Source organism: uncultured Algoriphagus sp. (assembly GCF_963974365.1).
Classification (GTDB): domain Bacteria; phylum Bacteroidota; class Bacteroidia; order Cytophagales; family Cyclobacteriaceae; genus Algoriphagus.
The window spans coordinates 63,483-88,136 of record NZ_CAXBBX010000015.1 but is presented as its reverse complement, the minus strand read 5'-3'; the positions used below and the strand labels follow the sequence as shown (position 1 = coordinate 88,136).

Annotated in this window: 22 protein-coding genes and 1 riboswitch; of the genes, 10 read left to right on the top strand and 12 right to left on the bottom strand. The window is 40.0% G+C overall.

The features are described from left to right. Positions 1-64: 64 nt before the first annotated feature. Positions 65-1,792, bottom strand: a complete 1,728-nt coding sequence (aceK, locus tag AACZ87_RS19095) for a bifunctional isocitrate dehydrogenase kinase/phosphatase (RefSeq protein ID WP_339869548.1) — start codon at positions 1,790-1,792, stop codon at positions 65-67. A 316-nt stretch (positions 1,793-2,108) separates the two neighbouring features. On the opposite strand from aceK, the gene AACZ87_RS19090 reads away from it, so the two are divergent. Genes AACZ87_RS19090 through AACZ87_RS19075 form a run of 4 tightly spaced genes read left to right on the top strand, consistent with a single transcriptional unit; the run spans position 2,109 to position 4,987 of the window. Continuing rightward, positions 2,109-2,792 (top strand): hypothetical protein, encoded by a 684-nt coding sequence (locus AACZ87_RS19090; RefSeq protein WP_339869547.1) that lies wholly within the window; start codon positions 2,109-2,111, stop codon positions 2,790-2,792. 1 nt (position 2,793) lies between these two features. Continuing rightward, positions 2,794-3,432, top strand: coding sequence for a CoA pyrophosphatase (locus tag AACZ87_RS19085; RefSeq protein WP_339869545.1), 639 nt, complete (start codon positions 2,794-2,796; stop codon positions 3,430-3,432). Positions 3,433-3,488: 56 nt separating this feature from the next. Further along, positions 3,489-4,742: a DUF819 family protein gene (locus AACZ87_RS19080; protein ID WP_339869544.1), complete on the top strand. Its 1,254-nt coding sequence runs from the start codon at positions 3,489-3,491 to the stop codon at positions 4,740-4,742. Further along, complete coding sequence (locus AACZ87_RS19075) at positions 4,706-4,987, top strand: (2Fe-2S) ferredoxin domain-containing protein (RefSeq protein ID WP_339869543.1); 282 nt, start codon at positions 4,706-4,708, stop codon at positions 4,985-4,987. Before AACZ87_RS19080 ends, AACZ87_RS19075 begins: the two co-directional genes overlap by 37 nt. A 16-nt stretch (positions 4,988-5,003) precedes the next feature. Here the strand turns inward: AACZ87_RS19075 and AACZ87_RS19070 are convergent, their stop codons facing one another. Then, entirely contained in the window at positions 5,004-5,324 is a 321-nt protein-coding gene (locus tag AACZ87_RS19070) for a YbjQ family protein (protein WP_339869541.1), read from the bottom strand. Positions 5,325-5,707: 383 nt separating this feature from the next. Between AACZ87_RS19070 and AACZ87_RS19065 the strand changes: the two genes are divergently transcribed. From AACZ87_RS19065 to metF, 5 genes are all read left to right on the top strand, one after another. Then, complete coding sequence (locus AACZ87_RS19065) at positions 5,708-7,636, top strand: ATP-binding protein (protein ID WP_339869540.1); 1,929 nt, start codon at positions 5,708-5,710, stop codon at positions 7,634-7,636. Between the two features lie 68 nt (positions 7,637-7,704). Then, positions 7,705-9,021, top strand: a complete 1,317-nt coding sequence (locus AACZ87_RS19060; protein WP_339869538.1) for a hypothetical protein — start codon at positions 7,705-7,707, stop codon at positions 9,019-9,021. A gap of 89 nt (positions 9,022-9,110) precedes the next feature. Further along, positions 9,111-9,209, top strand: a riboswitch (SAM riboswitch). A gap of 65 nt (positions 9,210-9,274) precedes the next feature. Then, the gene (locus tag AACZ87_RS19055; RefSeq protein ID WP_339869537.1) at positions 9,275-10,327 is read left to right on the top strand and encodes a homocysteine S-methyltransferase family protein; all 1,053 of its coding nucleotides are present in this window, start codon (positions 9,275-9,277) and stop codon (positions 10,325-10,327) included. A 4-nt stretch (positions 10,328-10,331) separates the two neighbouring features. After that, the gene (gene metH / locus AACZ87_RS19050; protein WP_339869536.1) at positions 10,332-13,025 is read left to right on the top strand and encodes a methionine synthase; all 2,694 of its coding nucleotides are present in this window, start codon (positions 10,332-10,334) and stop codon (positions 13,023-13,025) included. Further along, positions 13,025-13,978 (top strand): methylenetetrahydrofolate reductase [NAD(P)H], encoded by a 954-nt coding sequence (gene metF, locus AACZ87_RS19045; RefSeq protein ID WP_339869534.1) that lies wholly within the window; start codon positions 13,025-13,027, stop codon positions 13,976-13,978. Before metH ends, metF begins: the two co-directional genes overlap by 1 nt. 72 nt (positions 13,979-14,050) lie before the next feature. Here metF and AACZ87_RS19040 read toward each other — a convergent pair whose 3' ends face one another. Continuing rightward, positions 14,051-14,578 (bottom strand): hypothetical protein, encoded by a 528-nt coding sequence (locus AACZ87_RS19040; protein WP_339869533.1) that lies wholly within the window; start codon positions 14,576-14,578, stop codon positions 14,051-14,053. A 335-nt stretch (positions 14,579-14,913) separates the two neighbouring features. Here AACZ87_RS19040 and AACZ87_RS19035 point away from each other — a divergent pair, with 335 nt between their 5' ends. After that, the gene (locus AACZ87_RS19035) at positions 14,914-15,765 is read left to right on the top strand and encodes a hydroxymethylglutaryl-CoA lyase (RefSeq protein WP_339869532.1); all 852 of its coding nucleotides are present in this window, start codon (positions 14,914-14,916) and stop codon (positions 15,763-15,765) included. Between the two features lie 5 nt (positions 15,766-15,770). Here AACZ87_RS19035 and dprA read toward each other — a convergent pair whose 3' ends face one another. From dprA to AACZ87_RS18990, 9 genes are all read right to left on the bottom strand, one after another. Further along, entirely contained in the window at positions 15,771-16,889 is a 1,119-nt protein-coding gene (dprA, locus tag AACZ87_RS19030) for a DNA-processing protein DprA (RefSeq protein ID WP_339869530.1), read from the bottom strand. Then, positions 16,870-17,223 carry a MerR family transcriptional regulator gene (locus AACZ87_RS19025; RefSeq protein WP_339869528.1) on the bottom strand — a complete coding sequence of 118 codons (354 nt, stop codon included), beginning with the start codon at positions 17,221-17,223 and terminating at the stop codon, positions 16,870-16,872. The genes dprA and AACZ87_RS19025 overlap by 20 nt, the downstream gene beginning before the upstream one ends. 88 nt (positions 17,224-17,311) lie before the next feature. After that, positions 17,312-18,016: an RsmE family RNA methyltransferase gene (locus AACZ87_RS19020; protein WP_339869526.1), complete on the bottom strand. Its 705-nt coding sequence runs from the start codon at positions 18,014-18,016 to the stop codon at positions 17,312-17,314. 76 nt (positions 18,017-18,092) lie between these two features. Further along, positions 18,093-19,871 carry a DEAD/DEAH box helicase gene (locus AACZ87_RS19015; protein ID WP_339869525.1) on the bottom strand — a complete coding sequence of 593 codons (1,779 nt, stop codon included), beginning with the start codon at positions 19,869-19,871 and terminating at the stop codon, positions 18,093-18,095. A 563-nt stretch (positions 19,872-20,434) separates the two neighbouring features. Beyond that, positions 20,435-21,226 carry a queuosine precursor transporter gene (locus AACZ87_RS19010; protein ID WP_339869524.1) on the bottom strand — a complete coding sequence of 264 codons (792 nt, stop codon included), beginning with the start codon at positions 21,224-21,226 and terminating at the stop codon, positions 20,435-20,437. After that, positions 21,223-22,140: a ribonuclease Z gene (locus AACZ87_RS19005; protein ID WP_339869522.1), complete on the bottom strand. Its 918-nt coding sequence runs from the start codon at positions 22,138-22,140 to the stop codon at positions 21,223-21,225. Before AACZ87_RS19005 ends, AACZ87_RS19010 begins: the two co-directional genes overlap by 4 nt. Beyond that, the gene (locus AACZ87_RS19000) at positions 22,137-22,520 is read right to left on the bottom strand and encodes an STAS domain-containing protein (protein ID WP_339869521.1); all 384 of its coding nucleotides are present in this window, start codon (positions 22,518-22,520) and stop codon (positions 22,137-22,139) included. The genes AACZ87_RS19005 and AACZ87_RS19000 overlap by 4 nt, the downstream gene beginning before the upstream one ends. Positions 22,521-22,539: 19 nt before the next feature. Then, complete coding sequence (locus AACZ87_RS18995) at positions 22,540-23,478, bottom strand: phosphoribosylaminoimidazolesuccinocarboxamide synthase (RefSeq protein ID WP_339869520.1); 939 nt, start codon at positions 23,476-23,478, stop codon at positions 22,540-22,542. Between the two features lie 59 nt (positions 23,479-23,537). After that, positions 23,538-24,623 carry a hypothetical protein gene (locus tag AACZ87_RS18990; protein ID WP_339869519.1) on the bottom strand — a complete coding sequence of 362 codons (1,086 nt, stop codon included), beginning with the start codon at positions 24,621-24,623 and terminating at the stop codon, positions 23,538-23,540. Positions 24,624-24,654 lie beyond the last annotated feature (31 nt).

The following is a 24,654-nucleotide window of genomic DNA, read 5'->3' as shown; positions in this document are numbered from 1 at the left end:
ATGGGCATAACCCAGCCTGCAAAAATAACTGTTGCAGGCATACCAATGAAATAAACTTCTGATCTTAAATCATTTCATTGGGTCGAAAGCGGATTTCATCAGGGTAGGGGAAGGCATGGATTAATTCTCCTGCATTGATTCTTTGCTGGACTTCCTGCCAATATAACGGGTCAAAAAGGTCTTTATGATATGTCAGAAAGTGTTCTTTGAGATCCTTTCTTCCTATCATCCATCTTTTGAAATCTTCTGGGAAAACGTCGTTTTTGGCAATGGAGTACCAAGGTTCCGGAGCATAAATTTGCTCGTAAGTTTCAGCCTTTGGCTTTATGCGGAAATTCATATCGGTCAAAAATTCGATCTCATCGTAATCGTAAAATATCACACGCTTTTGACGGGTAAGCCCAAAGTTTTTGGTCATCATATCTCCTGGAAAAATATTCGCCTGTGCCAATTGCAGGATAGATCTACCATAATCTTCTACCGCTCTTATACCTTCTTCGGTACTGCAATGTTCCAAGAAGAGATTTAAAGGCTCCATTCTTCTCTCTGTATATAAATGTTTGATTATTAAATGAGTATCTGTAATTTTCAAAAGGGAGTTAACTGTTTTTCGAAGCTCAATCATCAGGTCTTGGCTGATTCGCTCTATAGGGATTTTGAAGTATTCAAATTCATGGGTGTCAGCCATTCTTCCCACGCGGTCATGCAAAGAAACAAGTTTGTACTTCTCTCTCACTTCTTGGCGAGTCATAGTTTTTGGAGGTTCAAAATGGTCCTTGATCATCTTGAATACGATATTCAAAGAGGGAAGTGTGAACACTGTCATTACCATTCCTTTGATACCTGCCGCCACTTCGAATTTATCTTCGCTTTGCCGCATATGATGAAGAAAATCCCTATAGAAAAGTGTTTTTCCATGCTTATTGAACCCGATGGCATTATAGAGCTCATGAACTTTTTTATGCGGAATCACTGAGCTTAAAAAGCTTACGATTTGAGACGGAACTTCAGCTTCTACCATAAAATAGGATCGTGTAAAGCTGAACATGCTACTCATCAGATTAGGATCAAAAATGAGTGTGTCCACGAAAACTCCATTTTTGCCATGAACCACAGGGATAATAAATGGCATCCACTTATGTCCCAAAAATGTCCTTCCTATCAAATAAGCTGCCTTGTTTCTGTAGAATACAGACTTCAAAATTTGGGTTTGAGTGTCTGGCCCCACGCGGTACCGGGTCAAGATCACTTTACGGACTCCAGCAATTAGGAATTTGATGTCTTGCTCCTTGTCCATGAATGGGGCTCCGAAGTCATAATCATCCAGGATTTGGCGTATGTTTTTTTCCAAGCCAAAAAAGGAAGGATAGATTCTCAGAAGTTTTTCTGATTCTCGAACTACACAAGAATCAAATCCTTCCATCACAAACATCAACTTGTCATCGATAGTCAATTTTGGAAAGCTTTTTCTGATTACCGAATTGAAGAATGTCTCTGCAAGCTCAATATCCGGCCTGTCAGCAATCAGCAATTGGTATTCAGCTTTTACCTCCATCCAAATAGAGGAATCGGTCGCTTTTTCTCCAAGCATTTCTGTGCATTCTGCCGCCAGCGGAAAAAGTAAATCTTTGTATAGTCGAAGGCGTTGTTTATTGTTCAGGTGGGTCGCATGCCAAGCTTTTTCACTAAAATATTTTGGAGCCAAACGAGTGTAAGTATTGAAAAGCTCCATGTAGGTCATGAAGCCAATCTGAATTTTCTTAGCGACTTGTTGAAATGGTGTAATGAGCATAGAAGGTTACTGGTTCAAACTTTCTGCAAAAGCACAAAAAAAATGAAAATATTTTATTGTTCAGCTAAGATATAATTTCATTGATTTTTAAGGGTTTATAAAAGAAAATGTTTGGGAAAATAAAATTTTGAAAATCTTTCGCAATCGATTGTTTGGAGTATATGAAAACATTTTCTAATTTTCGCAGGTATTCATAAAACGAATATCTACAATAGGTTTAATAGGTTTGAGAGCAGGAAAAGGTTGGGACAATGTTCCAACCTTTTTTGATTTTTAGTCGTCCTGACTTAGCTTAACCTTCTCAAATAAAACTTCCATGAGGAGCCCGAAAATTACTTCTACATATTTTACTGCCATTTGTGTTGGACTCCTCTTGCTTTTTGCTTGTGAAAGCAAGGATAAAGAAGCCGGTGAAAAGGTAGAAGATATCTCTGTTGACGAGGAAGAACTAGCCAGAAATAGGGCACAGATCGATTTGGCTTTGTCCCAAAAATCAAGCTGGCATTCGCACTGGAGTAATGAGCTTGGAATGTTTGATTCCTCTCAGTTTGAATTGGTAATGACAGATTCCATAGATCCTATGGAAATGCCCGAGAGAAATCCTATTTTGAAAGATGATCCACTTTATCCATATCAAATGCCTCATCCTTCTGGCAATGGTACCATGGATATTTATAGTTACAAAATAGAAGCTCAAGATGCTATCGATGAACCTTTTCTCAATCCTGATTCAGAGGTTGTATGGTATAGAGAAGATGGAATGAAGGAGCGTTTACTTTTTATGGGACCTTCCGGGATGTTTGAAGAAGGACAATGGCTAAATGATCAGGAGTTTTTAGTGTTTGGCTTTTTTCAGGAAGAGGCGGGATATCGACCAATGGCCTGGTTGATCAATATTGAAACACATTTGCTGAAGCAATTTAGACTACCTAATGTTTCACAGACGTATGAACCTCAATCTTACATCAATTCTAAAATCAAGCAGGTAGATCTAAGTTAATATGGATTTCAAAAGCGTTTTGAATTTGCTAGAAAATGGAATGAAACATCCACTTCCAGGCAAAGAAGCGCAACTATCCATGTCACCTAATCCGGTTGACTTAAGAAGATTTGACCCGAAGCTCCCAGACAATCATCGAAAGGGGGCCGTTTTAATTCTGCTTTATCCTTATGAAGGCAAGGCATTTTTTCCTCTCATTAAAAGGCCAGAATACCCCGGAGTACATAGTGGTCAGATTGCTTTTCCAGGAGGAAAAATGGAGAAAGAAGATGCCGATGAAATAGAAACAGCACTGAGGGAAGCATGGGAAGAAGTAGGAATACTGCCAGAGCGAGTAGAATTAATTGGTAGGATGAGTGACTTGTTTATTCCAACCAGTAATTTTTTGGTAACGCCGGTATTGGGGTTTTCGGAGCTGGTTCCAGATTTCGTTCCTGAAGAAAGAGAAGTGGCTAGGATCATTCAAACATCTGTCAGAACGCTCTTCGAGCCAAGTTTTCGAAAGCAAAAGATTTTAGAATTCAGTAATAATTTCCGTCTTGACACGCCATATTTTGAAATTGATAAAGAAATGGTTTGGGGGGCAACAGCAATGATTCTAAGTGAATTGCTTCAAATTCTTGAAAACGGTAGAAGGTAGGTTTTGGGCTTTTTGGCTAATAGTTGGTATTGTTGCATTGAATTAGCCCAGAAATAATGGAAGAGAACACCCCTTTACTTACAAATGACGCTGTAGTTTTCGGCTTGCTCATGGCGATTCTTGCTGCGATTTTTGCCACCTCAGCAAGTGATAAGCCATTTTGGAAGAAGTTCTATGGGATAGTTCCTACAGTTTTACTTTGCTATTTCATTCCTGCCCTTGCCAACTCATTTGGCTTGATATCGGGAGAAAACTCCGGACTGTATAAAGTCGCCAGTAGATATTTACTTCCTGCATCTCTTGTTCTATTCACCATCAGTATAGATATCAAAGGAATTTTGAAATTAGGCCCAAAGGCATTAACCATGTTTTTAGCCGGAACTTTAGGGATTATGCTGGGTGGTCCTCTCGCATTGATGACTGTAGGTTTTCTATTCCCGGAATTATTGGGAGGAAGCGGACCTGATGAGGTATGGAGAGGTCTTTCGACTATTGCCGGTTCCTGGATAGGAGGGGGTGCAAATCAAACTGCTATGTTGGAAGTGTTTGGTCCTAGTCCAGCGCTTTTCAGTCAAATGATTGCAGTGGATGTTTTAGTTGCAAATCTTTGGATGGCAGTTCTACTTTATTGGGCAGCAAAGCCAGACAAGATTGATAAAATTTTCAATGCTGACAGTACCAAAATCTACCAGTTACGTGATAAAATAGAAGAATTCAGGAAGGGGATAATGAAGATTCCCACGCTTTCTGACACGATGATCATCTTGGGAGTTGGTTTTGGAGTGACAGGAATAGCGCACATAGTTGCGGATTTTGTAGCTCCATATATAGGAGAAAATTATCCCAATTTGAAGCAATACTCTTTGGACTCCGCATTTTTCTGGATAGTAGTAATCGCCACAACAGCGGGTTTATTACTTTCGTTTACTAAAGCTCGGAAGCTAGAAGGAGCAGGAGCGTCTAGAATGGGAAGCGTGTTGCTTTATGTTTTGGTAGCTACTATTGGAATGCAGATGGATTTGGGTGCCGTATTGGATAATCCACTTTTATTCGTAGTCGGGATAGTATGGATGCTCTTCCATATTATAATTATGCTTATCGTAGCGTATATTATCAAAGCACCATTCTTCTATGTCGCTGTAGGTTCGCAGGCAAATGTAGGAGGAGCTGCATCTGCACCCATTGTAGCAGCAGCATTTGATGCTTCCTTGGCTCCAGTAGGCGTGCTTTTGGCGGTTCTTGGCTATGCTGCGGGTACCTATGGAGCGTATTTATGCGGATTGATGATGCAGGCTATATCAGGAGGGTAATCATGAAACATTCCAGGCAATTATTATTCGTATGTCATGGTTCCGATTGTAAAAAAGCTGGAGCTAAAAAACTACATAAAGAGCTAAAGTTCAATACTGATGAAGCACCTCTCAAAGGGAGCTGTAAATTCATCAAAACCAAATGCATGGATATGTGCAAAACCGCTCCAAATGTAATTGTAGGAGATCATTTTTGTAAAAAGACAACCCCTCAAAAAGTATTGGAGCAACTAAAAAAGTCCTGATTTCTCAGGACTTTTTTTAATGTTTTAGCACTTTTACTGCTGTGCCACTTGCTGTGACCATTAGCATACCGTCACGGATAGTTTCGTAGTCCAGGTCAATTCCAATTATTGCATTTGCACCGAATGTTCTTGCTTGCATTTCCATTTCGGCCATTGCGGTTGCTTTTGCTTCTCTCAAAACCCGCTCATAAGCCGAAGATCGCCCGCCCACTATATCTGTTATACTTGCGAAAAAATCCTTAAATACGTTGGCTCCAATTATGGTTTCGCCGGAAACAATTCCTAGGTATTGCTCCACGCTATAGCCATCGAGCGTGTTGGTGGTTGTTACAATCATTGTGTTTAGTTAAATAGTTTAAAATGTATATTACAAGGAAATTTCACGGAGTTGGCAGCCAAAAGGTTTGAAGTAGTAGCCTGAAATGACTGCTTTTTTCTGTAAATCCTTACAGGACTGGACTGAATGACATGATTTGCACACTTAGTTTTTGTGTTTAGCAGCGTTGTTACCCGTAAGGGGCACAAATAATAGTAGGATAGGTAAATCTTAGAATTGAGGCCACTTCGATATTCCGAGGAGATAAACAAAGAGTTTTAGGGGACAGGCAGCATTGCGAATATTCTTAGCATTTTATATTTCAATCAGTTATTTTAATGATATTGGTTTTCATATTCCATTTAAACACAATTCAGAGACCTCCATTTTTTATAAATTAATCTATGGATCAATTTAAGCAATTTGACATTTCTGATGTTTTCAATGAGATTAATGATCCATTATTTATCATTGAATCTGATGAAATTATCTTTTTCAACAATTATTTCATAGAAAATTTCATGAAGACATCCCATCTATGGAGGGAGGTCATTCTTGAAGAGAAGGTCGTTCAGGAATTGGATGCTTTTTTCAAAACCGGTAAAATTCCCTCCAATGCATTCTTAACATCCATTGAGCAAAAAGCGAAAGGTGATAAGAGATATGGCTGGTCATTTACAAACCTTCCTTCAAGTTATTCTGACCGTTTTCTGATCGTAAGGGGGCATGACATGAGGTCTCTACTTGATCAACAAAGGTTAGAAGAGATAAATGAAGAGTTATTGAAATCAGAGGAGAAGTATAGAACTCTTGTAGAAGAGTCAACTGAAATCATTTTCTCACTTTCCGAAACCTTCGAGCTTGCCTATATTTCGCCCAATGTCAGGCAGTTTTTGGGGTATGAAGCGCAAGAGGTGATTGGGAAAAGTATTTTTGACTATCTGAACCCCGGCGATATTGATGTTTTCCAATCTTTACTAGAAGAGACCCATGATTTCCTTGCAGAAAACCAACACCTCGAATTCCGAATAAAGCATAAAAATGGGGATTTTAGAGTGGTTAGTTCCAATGGCCGAATGATCCAAGATCGTGAAGGCAAGGACCGGCTCTATACAGGTGTGGCTAGAGATATTACCGAGCTGAAGCAAACACAGCGGGAATTATTTCATGCTAAGGAAAAAGCAGAGCAAGCATCTCGTGCTAAGTCACAATTTCTTTCGGTAGTCAGTCATGAGATTAGAACTCCTATGAACGCAGTGATAGGATTAGCTCATTTTCTAATGGAAGAAAACCCTAGGCCTGATCAATTGGAAAATTTAAAGACGCTAAAGTTTTCAGCAGAGAGTCTTATGGAGTTGATAAATGATATTTTAGACTTCAATAAAATTGATTCAGGGAAAGTAGAATTAGAACATGTCTCCTTTGATCTGAGAGTATTGATTAATAGGATTGTGCATTCCTGCAGTTTCCAGGCGAAAGAAAAAGGGCTAAAAATAAGTGCTGAAATTGATGGGGAGATCCCTCAAAGTCTGGTTGGGGATTCTGTTCGGATTAGTCAAATCCTAATTAATTTGATATCCAATGCAGTTAAATTTACAGAAAAGGGCGAGGTGAAAATTGTGGTAAGACATGTTCAGACCATAGAGAATAAGTGTCAAATTAAATTCAAAATCAAGGATACGGGAATTGGAATTCCTGAAGATAAAATGGCGTCTATTTTTGAAGCATTTACTCAAGCTTCTTCTGCCACCACTCGGAAATTTGGAGGTTCTGGGCTTGGATTAGCTATTGTAAAACGGCTACTGGAACTACATGAGTCTGAAATAAAAGTGTCCTCAAAAGTTGATGTCGGGACTGTTTTTGAGTTTGAATTAAGCTTTCCTAGTGTGGAAGAGAATTCTATAGAAAATTCAGGGCATCTAGTATACAGCAATAAATCCTTAGCCGGCGTATCAGTGTTAGTTGCAGAGGATAATTTGATCAATCAGATATTGATTAAAAAATTCCTCAAGAAATGGAATGTAGGAAACCTAGTCATTGCCTCTGATGGGCAAGAGGCAATAGATGAATTTGATCAAGGTGAATTTGATATCGTACTTTTAGATATTCAGATGCCCGTACTAGATGGGTTTTCGGTTGCTAAAATGATTCGAGAGAATGGTAACAAGAGCAAGTGCAACACACCAATTTTAATTCTTTCAGCAACTTCCTTCCATGAGAATAGGGATGAAATTGTAAAGTTGGGAATTAATGATTTTGTCGAAAAACCATTTACACCCGAAGGTTTATATGAGAAATTAACGGAGCATCTCAAATCAAAAGATCGGGGTTGATTAAGGTTTAGCATCAATTTTGCCTATGAGCAAGAGGTCCGCCCAGCTAAATACAAATCGATATTTCAATGCCCCTTTTTTATAGAGTTATAGTCCTTTTAGTGCTTTTTTTTAGTGTTGTTGAGTCTCATTCTCAGCAGTTAGTAAGTAAGCGATCATCGCTTTATGCCATAGTGGGGACATCTGGAGGCAAACTCAACCAATTTGATAAAATGCTGGCGGATCGAGGTTTGTCAGGACTTCGAAACAGGTATCAGACTATAGGATTGGGGTATCAGACTAGAATTAATGACTTTGTTCTAGGTATGGATATTCTTCATAATAGAGGAGGAGTGAGCCATTTTGATGATTTCTCGATGAATTATAGAACTTCCAGAGCACTTTTGAATATTGGCTATGCTTTTACCGAAGAGTCGAGATTTCAGCTCATCCATTACATGTCTTTAGGTGTTGGATTTCTTAATTTCCAGATGTTGCCAACCGATCGCCCGGACAAATTGAATGATTTTTTGACTAACCCGGAACGGGGATTTGTCCTGAGAGAAAAGGATATTCAAAAAGGGACCTTTCATTATGGTAATTTCCTGACGGAAATTGGATTCCAATTAAGTTATGATTTTGATCTTCCTGGCAGACCTGAAGCCGTACAGCTTATTACTAAGCTGGGGTATTCATTTAGTCCGCTTGAGGGGAAATGGGATATGAATGGAATTAACTTTGATAATACACAAAGCGGAGCATTTGTTAGAATTGGAGCTGGAATTTCCCTACCTGATCGGAATTTCTTCTACAAAGATGCTAGCATTGGGATTTCACTGATTCGAGGAATTCACTTTACCAATGCTAAAGAATTCAATGCGGAATTAGAAGATGCTGGTCTGAATCCATTGAATGGAATGCCTTCCAATTGGGGATTGAGAATTTTGGGAAATACCGAAAGGGTGCTCTATGGTGCAGAGCTGTATAATCTAGCCATGAAGGGTGATGCTTCAGAAGATAAGTCTCATTCTTTGAATAGCCTTAGGATCTACGGCAATTTTGGTTACAATCTTATTGAATTTAGGAATTTTGGAATCGGCTCATTAGTTGGTTTAGGCTACGGGAATATTCGCTATACGCTTGTGACTAATGAAAAACCTGATTTTCCTGAGCTTTTCGAGCAGCGAGAATTTGATGGTTATATAAAAAATAGTGGATTGATGCTAAAACCAGAAGTTTTCGCGGAATACGGAATCCCAATGACCAAGCGTAAACTTTTTGACTTAGTATTCACTGCGGCGGCTGGCTATGAGGTGCCTCTGGCAAATTACAAGCTTGGAGATTTCAATATGTCAAGTTTTATGGCAGGGCCATATTTGAGTTTTGGAATTGGCGTACGACCTTAATTTACACATTTGATAATTTGATTCGGTTTTTAGTAAGTCCTTTTAAGTGATTCTACTGTTTTATTATCAAAATGCTATTACCTTTGGGTTGCTTATCGAGAAAGACCGAGGGAAGGGCCCTACGACGTCTTAGCAACCTGAAAATAAGGTGCTAACTCCCATCCCGATTGATCGGGAACAGATGAGCGGACTAGTACTTTGTACTTCTCTCCGTGTTTTGCTCGATTCGCTTTTTGATTAACGAAACAACAGTATGCAAAACAGAACGGAATCCCTACTTCAGCAACTTTCTCAGCGAATTTTGATACTCGATGGAGCCATGGGAACCATGATTCAACGATATACGCTGACCGAAGAAGATTTTAGAACTCCTGAATTGGCTGATCATCCCAAATCGTTGAAGGGAAATAATGATTTGCTGTCTCTGAGCAAACCTCAGATCATCAAGGATATTCATGCAGAATATTTCAAGGCTGGAGCCGATATTATTGAAACAAATACCTTTTCCGCCACCACGATTGCTCAGGCTGATTATGACCTTTCTCATTTGGCTTATCAGATCAATTTTGAGTCGGCAAAACTGGCTCGGGAAGTTGCAGATGAATTCACCACAAAGAATCCAGCTAAACCTCGCTTCGTAGCCGGTGCAATCGGACCGACAAATAGAACGGCTTCGCTTTCTCCGGACGTAAATGATCCTGGTTACCGAGCGATCACTTTTGATCAACTTGCGGAGGCATATTCTGAGCAAGTAAGAGGATTATTAGATGGGGGAGCAGATATCATATTGGTGGAGACAATTTTTGACACCTTGAATGCTAAAGCAGCGTTGTATGCGATTCAGGATGTCTACGAGGAAAGAAATATTCCTTTGGATCCAAAGGACGGAGGTATTCCAATTATGATTTCGGGAACAATCACCGATGCTTCCGGACGAACACTTTCAGGTCAAACGACTGAAGCATTTTTGATTTCTATTTCCCATGTGCCTTTACTTTCGGTAGGATTGAATTGCGCTTTGGGTGCAAAAGAATTGAGACCTTATTTGAAAGTGTTGGCAAATAAGGCACCGTTCTTTGTGAGTGCCTATCCAAATGCCGGTTTACCAAATGAATTTGGGCAGTACGATCAAGGAGCCAATGAAATGGCTGATCAGGTGAGAGACTTTTTGAAAGAAGGAATGCTAAATATCCTTGGTGGATGCTGCGGTACTACGCCTGAGCATATTTCCGCATTAGCACATATGGCTGCAAATTTTCAGCCTAGAAAATTACAAGAAGAAGAATTAGAAGAAACGTTGGACTGAGAAGATGGCAAGAACTAACTACATGAAACTATCGGGCTTAGAGCCCTTGGTTTTTACACCCGAAATTAATTTTGTCAACGTAGGCGAACGAACCAATATCACCGGTTCCAAGAAGTTTGCCCGCTTGATATTGAATGGGAATTATGATGAAGCGCTGGAAGTAGCACTGGACCAAGTTCGGGGAGGTGCGCAAGTACTAGATGTCTGCATGGATGAAGGAATGCTTGACGGCGAATTTGCTATGGTCAAATTCCTTAACCTGATTGCTTCAGAGCCTGAGATTTCCCGAATTCCGATCATGATCGATAGTTCGAAATGGAAGATTATCGTCGCGGGATTGAAATGTGTGCAGGGAAAAGGAATTGTAAATTCTATTTCCCTAAAAAATGGTGAAGCTGAATTCATCGAACAGGCCAAAACAGTGAAGAAATTCGGTGCGGCGGTGGTCGTAATGGCCTTTGATGAAGCGGGGCAAGCTGATACTTACGAAAGGCGAATCGAGATTTGTGAGAGGAGTTATAGAGTACTTGTGGACCAAGTGAAATTCAATCCTCAGGATATCATTTTCGATCCGAATATTTTCCCGGTGGCTACTGGGATGGATGAGCATCGCAAAAATGCCCTAGACTTTTTCAATGCTACCAAATGGATAAAAGCTAATCTTCCAGGAGCCAAAATAAGTGGTGGAGTCAGTAATGTGAGTTTCTCTTTCCGTGGAAATAACCCAGTGAGAGAAGCGATGCATGCTGCATTTCTATACCATGCAATTAAAAGTGGGATGGACATGGGGATCGTGAATCCAACCATGTTGGAGATTTACGATGATATCCCTAAAGACTTGCTTGAGCGTGTCGAAGATGTGCTTTTCGATCGAAGAGAGGATGCCACAGAGCGATTACTTGATTTTGCTGAAACTGTAAAGTCTGCGGATAAAAAAGAAGTTGTCAATGAGGCTTGGCGCTCAGATCCTGTGGCCAAGCGAATGGAGCACGCCTTGGTGAAAGGGATTTTGGATTTTATTGTAGAGGATACAGAGGAAGCGAGACTTGAGCTGAAAAATCCACTGAAAGTCATCGAAGGGCCATTGATGGATGGAATGAATGTGGTGGGTGACCTATTCGGCGAAGGGAAAATGTTCCTTCCGCAAGTGGTGAAATCTGCTCGTGTGATGAAAAAGGCGGTTGCTTATCTAGAGCCATTTATGCCTTTACCAGAGGAAGGAGCTGAGGAATCATCCTTGAAAAAAATCCTTTTGGCAACTGTCAAAGGCGATGTTCACGATATTGGTAAGAATATCGTGGGAGTAGTCTTAGCTTGTAACAGTTACCAAATCATTGATTTGGGAGTGATGGTTGACGCACAGAAAATAATAGATGAAGCGGTAAAGAATAAGGTAGATATTATCGGGCTCAGTGGTTTGATTACCCCATCTTTGGATGAAATGGTGAATGTGGCTTCAGAAATGGAGCGCCAGGGGATCAAGATTCCTTTGCTTATCGGTGGTGCGACGACTTCGAGAATTCATACTGCTGTGAAAATAGATCCAGTTTACAGCGGAACGGTAATCCATGTGATGGATGCTAGTAAGTCTGTTCCTATCGCCGGAGAAGCTATTTCTGAGGAGACTAAAGAAGCTTATCGATTGAAGTATAAAGAGATCTATGCTCAACTTCGCGTGGAGCATGAAGCTAAGCAATCTGTGAAGCAGCTTGTTTCTTATGAAGAAGCCAAAGCTAATCCAGTAGAAATTGACTGGGATTCATATTCTCCTGTTGTGCCGAAGAAATTGGGGCGCACAGTATTGAAGAATCTGGATTTGAATCAAATACGAAAGTACATTGACTGGACTCCGTTCTTCAGTACCTGGATGCTGAGTGGCAAATTCCCAAAGATTTTCTCTGATCCAGTAGTGGGTGCAGAAGCCAAGAAAGTCTATGATGAAGCCAACGAAATGCTCGACAAAGTAATTTCGGAAAAGTGGCTTTCTGCGAATGCTGTTTTTGGACTTTATCCAGTTCAAAGAGCTGCGGATGATGCGGTCGTTTTTGATGAAAATGGAATTCAAGCAGCATCCTTTCACTTTTTGCGCCAGCAAGGTAAAAAGGGGAAAGGCGTTCCAAATCGTTCGCTAGCGGATTATTTGCATCCTTCCAAACAGGACTATTTGGGTTGCTTTGCTGTGACTTCAGGGATTGGTATGGAGTCAAAATTAGCTGAGTTTCAAAAAGCTGGGGACGACTACAACGATATCTTGTTCAAATCTGTGGCAGATCGACTAGCAGAGGCAGCAGCTGAATATATTCACGAGTTGGTCAGAAAGGAATATTGGGGCTATTCTCCGGATGAAAATTTGGAAAATGATTCCCTTGTCCGGGAAGAATACCTTGGTATCAGACCAGCACCAGGCTATCCGGCTTGTCCTGAACACTCCGAAAAGGAGACGATTTCACAGCTTTTGGATATGAAAAATGAGATAGGAATCGAGCTTACTTCCAGCTATGCGATGTATCCTACCTCTTCCGTTTCCGGTTATTTCTTTGGAAATCCTGAAAGTAAATACTTTGGCCTCGGCAAAATAGGAGAAGATCAAGTGGCCAGCTACGCAGACCGTAAAGGTATTTCCCTTCGTGATGCAGAGCGATTGCTGTCTCCAAACCTTGCTTATCAACCTAATTTAACCCTAGTAGAACCAACCTGATGAAAATTACCGAACACCTAGGTAACGCGAAGAAAACGCTGTTTTCCTTTGAAATTTTACCTCCTTTAAAAGGCCAAAGTCTGAATGAATTACTTGAGGGAATCGCACCTTTGATGGATTTCAAACCTCCTTTTGTGGATGTGACTTATCATCGAGAGGAGTACATTTATAAAAAGCATCCAAATGGTTTGCTGGAAAAAATCAGTACCAAAAAACGTCCTGGGACGGTAGGGATTTGCGCAGCAATCATGAATCGCTTTCACGTCGATGCTGTTCCACATATTCTTTGTGGAGGTTTTTCTAAGGAAGAAACCGAAAATGCACTGATCGATTTAAACTTTATTGGAGTTGAAAATGTGCTTGCACTTCGTGGGGATGCGCCTAAAACTGAAGGGAAATTTATTCGTGAACCTGAAGGGCATGGGTATGCTAGTGAGTTAGTGGAGCAAATCAAGCGAATGAATGAAGGAAGATATCTTCATGAAGAGACTGAAATTGGGTTCCAAACTGATTTCTGCGTGGGGGTAGCAGGATATCCAGAAAAACACTTTGAAGCGCCTTCGATGAAGTTTGACTTGAAGTACCTCAAGGAAAAAGTCGAGAAAGGAGCAGAATATATCGTAACTCAGATGTTTTTTGACAATGAGAAATACTTTGAATTTGTAGACCAAGTCAGAGCTGCTGGGATTACTGTACCAATCATTCCTGGAATTAAGCCAATCACTACGTTAGGACAGATCACTATGCTTCCCCGTACGTTCTTTTTGGACTTGCCTGATCCGCTGATGGATGAATTGGAAAAGTGTAAAACCAATGCTGAGGTGAAGGAAGTTGGAATAGAATGGTCTATTCAGCAATGCAAGGAATTGGTGAAAAAGAAGGTGCCATCTTTACATTTCTATACCATGAGTAAGGCCGATACTACCTATAAAATTGCGAAGGAAATATTTTAGTTTCTGTGTCCTATACATAAGAAAAGCCTTCTGAAATTAAATTCAGAAGGCTTTTTTATTGAACTGTAAGTATTAGTCTTTGTGAAGCTTCATGGTGATTTCTTCATATTTTTTCTTACTCTCGTCACCGAGTTTATCGAAGTTTTTCTCAAGCCAATCCATACTTTCTTGGGTAGCTTCTTCGATATCATCAGCCGTGTTTTTTGTTCCTTTTTCTATATCTGCCGCAGTCTTGTCCCACCAAGTTTCTACATTTTTCATATGCATGTCGGCAGTTCTCTCAAAGTTCTCTTCCTCAGCTTTACCATTTTTCACTGCGGTCTCGTAGCGTTCTTCGAGTATTTCGATGTTGTCATCTTCAACTTTCAAATCGTTGTAAATTTTTTCGGCCCTAGCGTCTAGGCTGTCGTATCTCTCATCGATCACAGACCAATTGTGAACTGGAATCATTTGCACTGCATTTTCTACACTATCCACATAATTCTCAAGGTTAGAAGTTACTTCTATGCGATCCTGTTCTGTGTAATTTTTCGTGTCACAAGAATACAAAGCTACTGTAGCTACTGCTGCTCCGATAATTAAATTTGCTTTCGTTTTCATTTTCTAGATTGGTTTGGTTGTAAAAAGGTTGTTAGTGGTTAAATTCTATTGCACTTAATACAATATTGAATCCAATCCCACAGTTGGCATGTAAGAATTAGAAAAAGTGCAATTGCGATTAATTAGCGTGCTTTTTTAACCTTGAATGAGTTATTTGTTGATTAGCTGTTTTCCCCATTTTATGAGAATTATTACCCAAGTTTTCCAAAATCTGTCCAGTTCTTAGTGGATTCTAGAGGGTTTATGTTTTACTTATAAAGCAAAATTTACTTTAGAACTTGGTATAATCTTGAGGATCTCAGCCCTACAGTAATCGATCTTTGGTAACTTTAGCTATGATTAAATTGATAGAATGTCCTCGGGACGCCATGCAGGGAATACCTGAATTTATTGACACAGCGATTAAGGCGGCCTATATTAATCAATTATTGGAGGTCGGGTTTGACACGGTGGATTTCGGGAGTTTTGTAAGTCCTAAAGCAATTCCTCAAATGCGTGATACGGCCGAGGTTTTAGAACTTCTTGATCTACATAATTCAAAAAGCAAACTCTTGGCGATTGTTGCGAATGTCAGAGGAGCAACCGATGCATTACAATTTCAAGAAATCGATTACTTAGGTTTTCCGCTGTCTGTATCAGAGACTTTCCAACAGAGAAACACGAATGCGAGTATTCAGCAAGCATTGGAGAAAGTTGAAGAAATTCAGAATCTCTGCGAAGTGAAGGGGAAAACCTTGGTGACTTACTTAAGCATGGGCTTTGGGAATCCTTATGGAGATCCCTATTCTCCAGAGTTGGTTGCAGAGTTTGTGGAGAAATTGGATCAGCTGGGTGTTAAAATTATTTCTTTATCTGATACGATTGGAGTAGCTGATCCAGCATTGATTACCAGTTTATTGAGTTTTCAGATTACTACTTTTCCTCACATTGAATTTGGTGCGCATCTGCATAGTAAGCATGAGCATATTGCAGCGAAGGTTAGGGCAGGAGTAAAGGCTGGTTGCAAAAGATTTGATGGTGCGCTGAAAGGATTTGGTGGTTGCCCTATGGCCGATGATGAGCTGGTGGGCAATATGGCTACTGAAGTGATGGTTGAGACATTGGAGTTTGAAGGTCTTGATTTAGGGCTTAATAAATTGGAATTTGGAGAGGCAATGAAATTGGCGAATTTTGTATTCAATCCATAAAATTGCTAAACCAACAACCTATATTTTTTCCCAGGCAAGGACTTTACAATCCCTTCAAACTCTAAAGCCAGAAGTTTAGAAGATAGCAATCCCAAAGGGATTTCGGTGGTTATGCTCAAAGAATCAATTTCTACTTCTCCTTTTTCCTGTAAAAGCTTCAAAATAGCCTGATCATCCACATCTCTGTTGGTCAAGTCAAGTTGAGGCTTTTGAGTTTTTATTTCACCAGGTTTGCTCCAAAACAGTGCTTCTACGACGTCACTTGGACTGGTATAAATATTTGCCTTCATTTTCTTAATTAGCAAATTGCAACCCTCGCTGTATTGGGATTGCAGGTTTCCCGGCACAGCAAAGACATCTTTGTCATAGCTGTAAGCAATTTCTGCTGTGATTAGGGCACCCCCTTTTTCTGCTGCTTCTACTACAATTAGCGCATCGGAAAGGCTAGCTATAATTCGGTTGCGTGCTGGGAAGTTTCCCGGAACCATGGTGCTGCTTGGCGAATATTCACTAATAACGGCTCCCGTCTCTAAAATCGATTCGGCCGTTTTCCGATGAACTGCAGGATAAATCCTTCCGATTGGAGAACCCATCACAGCAATAGTAGGAAGACCGGCGGCAAGTGCAGCCCGGTGAGCCTCTATATCAATACCATAAGCTAATCCTGAAATGATAGTAGGTTGGTAAATTGCCAAATCTTCAATGATCTTTCTTGTGGCTGATTTACCATAATTTGTCGCACTTCTTGTCCCGACGATTCCTATGCTTCGTTCAAAATTAAGGTCTGTTTTTCCCTGAGCGAAAATCACCACAGGTGAATCCTCTTGCATTTTAAAGCGCTGAGGAAAATCAGGATGAAGTGGAGTGAGGATATGGAAGTGCTTTTTTGCACATTCATTAATCAGGTCATCCGCTTTTCGAAGTAACTCGGATTCTTGATTTCTTAAGGTTAAAAGTTTTTCCCCGACTTTAGGAGTCTTGGCTACTTTGCCTTTTGGGAGTTTGAAAAAATTAGTGGCTGACCCTGAATAGGCTATAATAGCTTTAAATACACCAGGTCCAATTTTAGGAGCTAAGGATAATGCTAGAAAGTATCGTAAATCCTCATGAGCCTGATTTTGCATTGAATTCGTCCCGGATATTTATTAAAAAATCTTTGATCTCCTGAAGCTTCTGTACTGCTTGAACCTTATCAAATCCTTGCTCTTTTCCAGCTTTGATCACTTCTTGAGCTCCCTGAAGCGTGTATCCTTTTTCTTTAACCAGATGATAGATGTATTTGATCTTCTGGATATCGATCTTAGTGTAGCGGCGATTGCCTTTTCTGTCTTTCTTAGGACGGATAATATCAAACTCACCTTCCCAATAGCGAATTAATGAAGGCGCAACTTTGAACATTTGCGCTACTTCCCCAATGGAATGATATTTCTTTTCTATTTCTCGCTCTTTGTACGGCACGGTAAAAATTGTCTTTGACTCTAAATTAATGAAAATGCTATAAGTTCTTCAACAAGAACTTTAACTGAACAAGAAAAAAACGATTATTTTATCGATTTAGTGTTTGAAGCATCTGAACTGCTGCAAGTCCAGCAGTCTCAGTTCGTAATCTTGCTCGTCCCAAAGATACTGGCTTAAACCCTGCTCTAAAAGCTTTTTCAATTTCGATTGGGTCAAAATCACCTTCTGGGCCTATTAAAACTAAATATTTCCCATTGGCTTCTGCGCTGTCGAACAAATGGTGATCGTGATTCTCATCTACGTATGCAATGAATTTCTGATAATCTTCAAATTCTTTAGAATTCAAGATCTCATCTAGTTTGGAAATGGGATTAAGAGTAGGGATTCTATATTTTAAGCTTTGCTTGCATGCAGAAATAATCTTTTTTTCCAGTCGGTCAGTTTTAAGGTAGGTTCTTTCCGAATTCATGGTCTCCAAAAGGGTCAATTCATGGAAACCTATTTCAGTGATTTTTTCCACCATCCACTCCATACGATCTGGACTTTTGGTTGGCGCAATTGCCAAGTGAATATGAAAAGATTCTACTTCTACTTCAATGGTTTGCAGAACTTTCAAACTGGTCTTCTTAGGGTTTGCTTCTAGGATTACACATTCGAAAAGTTTGCCAGCACCATCGGTCACATTCACATGGTCTCCTTGTTTTTTACGAAGTACACGACAAAGATGCTTGGACTCGTCCGGATCTAAATGGATAAGTGGGGGACTGATGTTTTCTTGGAAAAAGAGTTGCATACGGAATTTTCTTAGACACAAAAAAAGCACATTTCCTTAGAAATGCGCCTTAGTACCATATAAACCTTATAACCTATTAACCTTTTGAAATTTCCATGTTGACAGACTTACCTTTGATGGTGTTGTTTCTCATTCCGTCGATCACCTGATTGGCATCTTTAGAAGGAACATCCACAAAAGAGAAGTTGTCATAAATATCAATTCCTCCAATGCTACGTCCTGGTACGCCAGTTTCACCCGCGATCGCACCTACGATATCATTTGGACGGATTCTGTCTTTTTTTCCAAGGTTTAAGAATAGGCGAGTCATGTTTGCTTCGCGAACTCTTTCTGGTCTTTTACCACCATCTCTAGAGCCACCGTCACGAGATCCGAATTCTCTTCTTCTCTCACCACCTCTTTCGCTTCTCTCTCCTCTTTCAAATCTTCCGCCTCTTTCTCCACCTCTTTCGAATCTTCCGCCACGTTCGCCTCTTCCGCCGTCACGTCCACCTTCTCTTCTTCTATCATTACCGTAAGTATCGATGCTGAAGTTCTGCTCGCTCATTTCTTTCACTGAGTCACCCATCGCTAACTTCATCAAACCAACAGCTACTTGATCGATGGTAAGACCTTCAGCAAGCATTTGTCCGATAGTTGCTTCGAAGATTTGATTGTCTTCTTCTTTCTGAACTTGTTCTGTTACGCTTTTCACGAACTGAGCTTTTTTCAATTCGATCAAATCAGCAGCAGAAGGAGGGGACATCTTTGTGATGGTAGCTTTGGTATATCTTTCCAAATCTCTCATCTTAAAGTTATCTCTTCTACCTGTTACGAAGTTGATTGCTTTACCATTTCTACCTGCACGGCCTGTACGACCGATACGGTGTACATAATATTCTTCGTCTAATGGAAGGTCGTAATTGAATACCGCCTCTACATTGTCAACGTCAATTCCTCTGGCAGCTACGTCAGTTGCAACAAGTACTTTGCAATGTCCTTTACGGAACTTGCCCATTACCTTATCACGCTGAGCTTGAGAAAGGTCACCGTGAAGTGCATCAGCAGCAATTCCTCTAGCGATCAAGCCTTCAGTAACTTCATCTACCATACGCTTAGTATTACAGAATACTACGCTTAGGTTGATGTTGTGAACATTCATCAAACGAGCCATCAATTCCAATTTCAATGGATTCTTAACCTCGTAATACGTTTGTTCTATGTTAGAAACAGTCAATTCCTTCTTGTCGATTTTTACAATCTCAGGATTAGTCTGATATTTTCTAGTCAAGTCCATGATAGGTCTTGCCATAGTAGCAGAGAAGAAAACAGTCTGTCTTTCTTCCGGCATCTCCTGAAGGATAGCTTCGATATCATCTCTGAAGCCCATATCTAGCATCTCATCAGCCTCATCCAATACTAGGATGCCAACTGAGTCAAGCTTCAATGTGCCACGGTTGATGTGATCTTGTACACGGCCTGGAGTACCTACTACGATCTGAACTCCTTTGCGAAGAACTCTGATCTGACGGTCGATAGATTCGCCACCGTAAATAGCTACTGAATTAATTGCTCTGTGATAACGAGCCAATTTTTGAATTTCACCTTCTACCTGAACAGCAAGTTCACGGGTAGGGCAAAGAATGATTGCTTGAGGCTTGTTTACATCCGCATCGACTAAGTCGATAATTGGAATAGCAAAAGCTGCTGTTTTACCTGTACCGGTTTGAGCCTGTCCGATGACATCTCTTCCCTGAAGTACGAAAGGTATAGCTTGTGATTGAATTGGGGAAGGTTGGGTATAGCCCATCTCTTCCACTGACTTAAGAATTTCCGCAGAAATTCCCAAGTCTGAGAACTTGAGTGTTTGATCCATGATGTTTCCTTAATTTCCCTGCCATTCGGTCCTAATAAATATCCCGACAAGCGACAGTAAGGAATTCACGGCACGAAAAATTGTTCTTTGTCTTATTGACGGTGCAAAAGTATGATTAATAATTTGGAATACCAAACTGTATTCGAAAGTATTTAGAATATTCCTTAAATATTGGCGCTTTTGGGAGAGAAATATTTGGTTGGAGTGAGATAGAATTGTTTTATTGCGAATAATAATTTGTTGAAAATTGATTTTGTAAGACTGATGGAGCCCTTGTCACTCGGAATAACATTAGCAATCAATTTAAACCAGAATTGAATTCTGGGCTTTTATTGATCTTGTCTTTGGCAAGTTTTGTTAAAATTAAATTTCGAATTATGTATATACGCTTTACTTCTAGTAAGTTGACAAAAGCAATGTAAGATTTATTAAACTTAAGAATTGAGGGTACTTCGGTTTTCGGTCATCGGTCTTCCAACCTTATAAACAAGGAATCTAGGGTGACTGGTGCCATTTCGGATAATCATATTTCGAATCTTTCAATTTTCCAATCTCGAATCCTATCACAAAAATGCTTTATTCTCACTCGCTTCCTCAATCATTTCCTCTGCGAGATCTTTACCTAGGTATTTATCAATAATACCATGAGCAACGTAAAGTAGGGGAGTGAGTACTATCGCAACGGTCATTTTGTAGAGGTAATTCATGATTCCCACCGCGATAATTTGGCTGAGATTCCAGTTTCCAAAAACGTAAAATGCTATTCCCAATACGACGAAAGAATCAATAAACTGGCTAACAAGCGTTGATCCTGTTGCTCTAAGCCAGATCTTATTTTCCCCAGTGACCGCTCTTAGTTTTTGGAAAACATACACATCGATTAACTGGCCAAGTAGGAACGCAGTCAACGAACCGATGATAATTCCCAGGCCTTGGCGAAAAATGGTGTTGAAGGCATAGCTGATATTAAAGCTATCTCCATCCGGTGTGGTTGAATTCACATCTAACCAGAAGTCTGCCGGAACCAAATGGGTAACTATCATTATCACGATAAATGCGTATGCAATCAGTCCAGCCGTAAGAAATGAGATCTTTTTTACACCTTTCTTTCCAAAATACTCATTGATTATATCAGTGGTGATAAAAACCACTGGCCAAATAATCGCTCCAGCTGTCAAATTGAAATCCAATAAATACGCTCCAAAGAAAGTCCAGTTCACCGGATCAAAACCAAGCGTTTTCTCAGCGGAGAAAATCTTCACTCCGATGATCTCAGCTAAAATCGCATTGGTCAGGAAGATGCTTCCCAGAATGATAAAAAGATTGGTTTTTTTGGACTCCTGAATGCTGTTCATATGGAATAGGATTGACCTTCCTCGCTCAAAATACTAGTTGGAAAAACACTCTTGGCTTCCTCCAATAAAGGTTCGAGATGTACATATCTGGAAGAGAAATGTCCCAAAAGCAACTTCTTCACTTTGCTCATTTTGGCAATTTCTGCAGCTTGAATTGCTGTACTATGAAAGGTCGTAGCCGCTCTTTCGATATTGTCTTCCATAAAAGTAGATTCGTGATATAGTAAATCTACATTTTTCAGATATTGTTTCAATTCAGGGTTGAAAATCGTGTCTGAGCAATAAGCATAAGATCTTAAAGGCGGAAGCGGGTGTGTATACTCCTTTACTTTATAAATCTTTCCATTTTCGTCTTTGTAATTTTCTCCTGATCGAAGTGCCTGAATTGCCGCTAATGGAACGTCAGTTTGCTGCAGTTTCTCTTTAATCATACTCCTTAATCCATGTTTTTCTCTGATCAAAAAACCAGTAGTAGGAAGTCGATGTTTTAGTGGAAAACTGTAGACTTCATAGCGCTTGTCTTCCAAAAGCAAATTCAATCCATCATCATGCGTTTCTACGAAATTCAGCGGATAGGGGAGCTTGGTGTTGCTATATCTGAAATTGGTAGTAATGATTTCATCCAAACCTCGTGGGCCGAAAATAGTAAGGGGCGTTGTGCGTTTTCCTAAACTATAACTTGAGAGCAAGCCTATCAATCCATAGTAATGATCTCCATGAAGATGTGAGATAAAGATATGGTTGATCTTGGAGACTTTGACCTTGAAAGCGCGAGCCTGCAGCTGCATGGCTTCGCCACAATCGAGCAGTAAAAAATCCTGCCCAAATCTAACGATTTGGGCAGTATGATGTCTTCCATGTACAGGTATGGAAGAGGTGTTTCCTAATATGGTGACTTCAAAGTCCGGGATCAACCTTCCTCCTCTTCTTCTTCTTCACCGCTTTCAATTGCATGCATAAAGATGGCTTCGCTTGCCTCTTCAAGAGAGCTAACCAAGTTTAGCTTTTTATCGAGCATTGAGATTTTCAACAATTTCATCACGTGATCCTGCACGCCAGAAATGATGAAAACACCACCGTTTTTACCAAACTCACGGTCTCCAACCAGCAATGCGCTAAGTCCTGAAGAATCAACATATTTCACTTCGCTCATGTCCAAAACAAGATTTTCGAAGCCTTCAGCATGAATCGTCAACAATTCAGACTTTAAAACTGGAGCAAGTAAAGAATCCAATTTTTCTTCCTGTGGAGTGAAGATGACGTACTGTTCTTTTTTATCAATTGAATATTTCATAGTATAAATTATTGGGCTTTTAGCCTAGGTGTTTAAGGATTGCTTTTTCAATTCTAGACTCAATTTCTGTTGTGTTTGCTTTTTGGAATTTCTCTCCCGTTATTTTTTCGAACAGCTCAATATAGCGATCAGAGATGCTTTCTACAATTTCGTCCGTCATTTCAGGCACAGATTGTCCTTCCTTGCCCTGAAAACCATTGGAAATCAGCCATTGCCTTACAAATTCCTTCGAAAGTTGTTTTTGGGCGATTCCCTTTGCCTGATTTTCTTCATAGCCATCTGCATAGAAATAGCGGGAAGAATCCGGCGTATGAATTTCGTCGATCAGAAAAATTTTATCCCCAACTTTTCCGAATTCATACTTCGTATCTACCAAGATCAATCCCATCTCATTGGCCATTTCCTGACCTCTTTGAAACAGTGCTCTGGTGTATTTTTCTAACTGTACGTAATCTGCTTCACTCACGATTCCCTGCTTGAGAATTTCTTCTCTGGAAATGTCCTCGTCGTGTCCTTCGTCAGCTTTAGTGGTAGGTGTGATGATAGGTTCTGGAAATGGATCATTTTCACGCAAATGCTCAGGCATGGCTACGCCACAAATTACACGCTTTCCAGCCTTATGCTCTCTTGCTGCATGACCTGACATATAGCCACGAATCACCATCTCCACTTTGAAAGGCTCGCATCTCACTCCTATAGTCACATTTGGATCTGGAATAGAAGTCACCCAGTTTGGGACAATATCTGAAGTAGCCTGAAGGAACTTTGCAGCAATCTGATTCAAGACCTGTCCTTTGTAAGGAATAGGCTTAGGAAGTACCACGTCAAAAGCAGAGATTCTATCGGATGCAACCACAACCAATTCTTTGTCAAACATATAGACATCACGAACTTTACCTTTGTAAAATCCCTGCTGTCCAGGGAATTGAAAATTGGTTTCTTTGATTGCGTTACTCATCCTTTTATCGTTTGGGCAAAAATAGAAAAAGCTTTGCCTTTCTGCTCTTTCGAGATCTATTATTTATCTGTTTTGTTACCTTTTTCGTAGAATTCGGTTTTGGTCAGATTCTCATTTTCATCAAAGAATTCTCGCTTTCCGTGCATTTTTCCTTCTTGGAAGCGTCTGATTTCTTCCAAAGAACCATCTGCTCGGAATATTCTAACCTCGCCCTGTGCTTTATTATTCAGGTAATTTATCGCAAAATAAACTTGGCCGTTTTCATAGTAATTGATTTCTAAAATTCGATTTCCATCTTTATCAAAGGTCTTCTTCTGTTCAACTTTCCCAGACGGATAATATTTTTCGGTAGGCTGAATTGGGATTCCTTTCTTGAAAACACCCCTTTCTAGCACTTTTCCATTTGGATGATAGGAGATTAATTCCCCTTCTTCATAGCCCTTTTTGTAATTTCCCCGTCTTTCGGGAGATCCATCTGGATAATTCAGTTCATAAACTCCATCCAATACGCCCTTTGAATAATCTATGACAGAAAGAATCTGTCCGTCTTCAAAGTATTGTGTCTCTCTACCATTCAGTTCGCCATCTTCATAGTTTGCCGAGACAAGAATTTGTCCATTGTCTGCAAATTCCTCAAAACTTCCATTGTACCTGCCTTCTGAGAAATTGACTTTGGAAGCTTGATTTCCAGATTCGTAGAAAGTTTCGCTAAGTCCATTTGGTTTGTTTTTCAGGAATAATGTTTTGTCTTGTATTTGACCAGACTCATAATATGTAATCACCTCACCATTTATCTGATTGTCCGAGTAGGTAGAAGTTTGCTTGATCTTTCCTCTGGGGAAAAAACTTTTGGATTCTCCAGACCTGATATTGTCAACAAATGGAATTGTCCTGACTGTATCTCCTGTCTCTGGATCTAAATCTGCAAAAATGCCATTTCTTAGATCGTTTTGTAAATATCCGATTTGGACAAGGTTCCCTTCTTCATCATAGCGCTTAATTACCCCGTTTGCTTTGCCGTTAATTCTGACGTACTCTTCCTTGACCAGTGTTTCTTCCATGTCGTAATAAGTACGAATAGTATCCTGCCCAAAGGAAATATTTGTAAGTAGGAGGAAAGCGACTAGTAGGAATAATTTGTTCATAGGTAAAAAGAAACCGCAGGAGAATTTTTCC

Bases quoted from the DNA above. Each gene is read 5' to 3' on its own strand.
- aceK (WP_339869548.1), bottom strand. From the start codon at position 1,792: ATGCTCATTACACCATTTCAACAAGTCGCTAAGAAAATTCAGATTGGC.
- AACZ87_RS19090 (WP_339869547.1), top strand. From the start codon at position 2,109: ATGAGGAGCCCGAAAATTACTTCTACATATTTTACTGCCATTTGTGTT.
- AACZ87_RS19085 (WP_339869545.1), top strand. From the start codon at position 2,794: ATGGATTTCAAAAGCGTTTTGAATTTGCTAGAAAATGGAATGAAACAT.
- AACZ87_RS19080 (WP_339869544.1), top strand. From the start codon at position 3,489: ATGGAAGAGAACACCCCTTTACTTACAAATGACGCTGTAGTTTTCGGC.
- AACZ87_RS19075 (WP_339869543.1), top strand. From the start codon at position 4,706: ATGCGGATTGATGATGCAGGCTATATCAGGAGGGTAATCATGAAACAT.
- AACZ87_RS19070 (WP_339869541.1), bottom strand. From the start codon at position 5,324: ATGATTGTAACAACCACCAACACGCTCGATGGCTATAGCGTGGAGCAA.
- AACZ87_RS19065 (WP_339869540.1), top strand. From the start codon at position 5,708: ATGGATCAATTTAAGCAATTTGACATTTCTGATGTTTTCAATGAGATT.
- AACZ87_RS19060 (WP_339869538.1), top strand. From the start codon at position 7,705: ATGCCCCTTTTTTATAGAGTTATAGTCCTTTTAGTGCTTTTTTTTAGT.
- AACZ87_RS19055 (WP_339869537.1), top strand. From the start codon at position 9,275: ATGCAAAACAGAACGGAATCCCTACTTCAGCAACTTTCTCAGCGAATT.
- metH (WP_339869536.1), top strand. From the start codon at position 10,332: ATGGCAAGAACTAACTACATGAAACTATCGGGCTTAGAGCCCTTGGTT.
- metF (WP_339869534.1), top strand. From the start codon at position 13,025: ATGAAAATTACCGAACACCTAGGTAACGCGAAGAAAACGCTGTTTTCC.
- AACZ87_RS19040 (WP_339869533.1), bottom strand. From the start codon at position 14,578: ATGAAAACGAAAGCAAATTTAATTATCGGAGCAGCAGTAGCTACAGTA.
- AACZ87_RS19035 (WP_339869532.1), top strand. From the start codon at position 14,914: ATGATTAAATTGATAGAATGTCCTCGGGACGCCATGCAGGGAATACCT.
- dprA (WP_339869530.1), bottom strand. From the start codon at position 16,889: ATGCAAAATCAGGCTCATGAGGATTTACGATACTTTCTAGCATTATCC.
- AACZ87_RS19020 (WP_339869526.1), bottom strand. From the start codon at position 18,016: ATGCAACTCTTTTTCCAAGAAAACATCAGTCCCCCACTTATCCATTTA.
- AACZ87_RS19015 (WP_339869525.1), bottom strand. From the start codon at position 19,871: ATGGATCAAACACTCAAGTTCTCAGACTTGGGAATTTCTGCGGAAATT.
- AACZ87_RS19010 (WP_339869524.1), bottom strand. From the start codon at position 21,226: ATGAACAGCATTCAGGAGTCCAAAAAAACCAATCTTTTTATCATTCTG.
- AACZ87_RS19000 (WP_339869521.1), bottom strand. From the start codon at position 22,520: ATGAAATATTCAATTGATAAAAAAGAACAGTACGTCATCTTCACTCCA.
- AACZ87_RS18995 (WP_339869520.1), bottom strand. From the start codon at position 23,478: ATGAGTAACGCAATCAAAGAAACCAATTTTCAATTCCCTGGACAGCAG.
- AACZ87_RS18990 (WP_339869519.1), bottom strand. From the start codon at position 24,623: ATGAACAAATTATTCCTACTAGTCGCTTTCCTCCTACTTACAAATATT.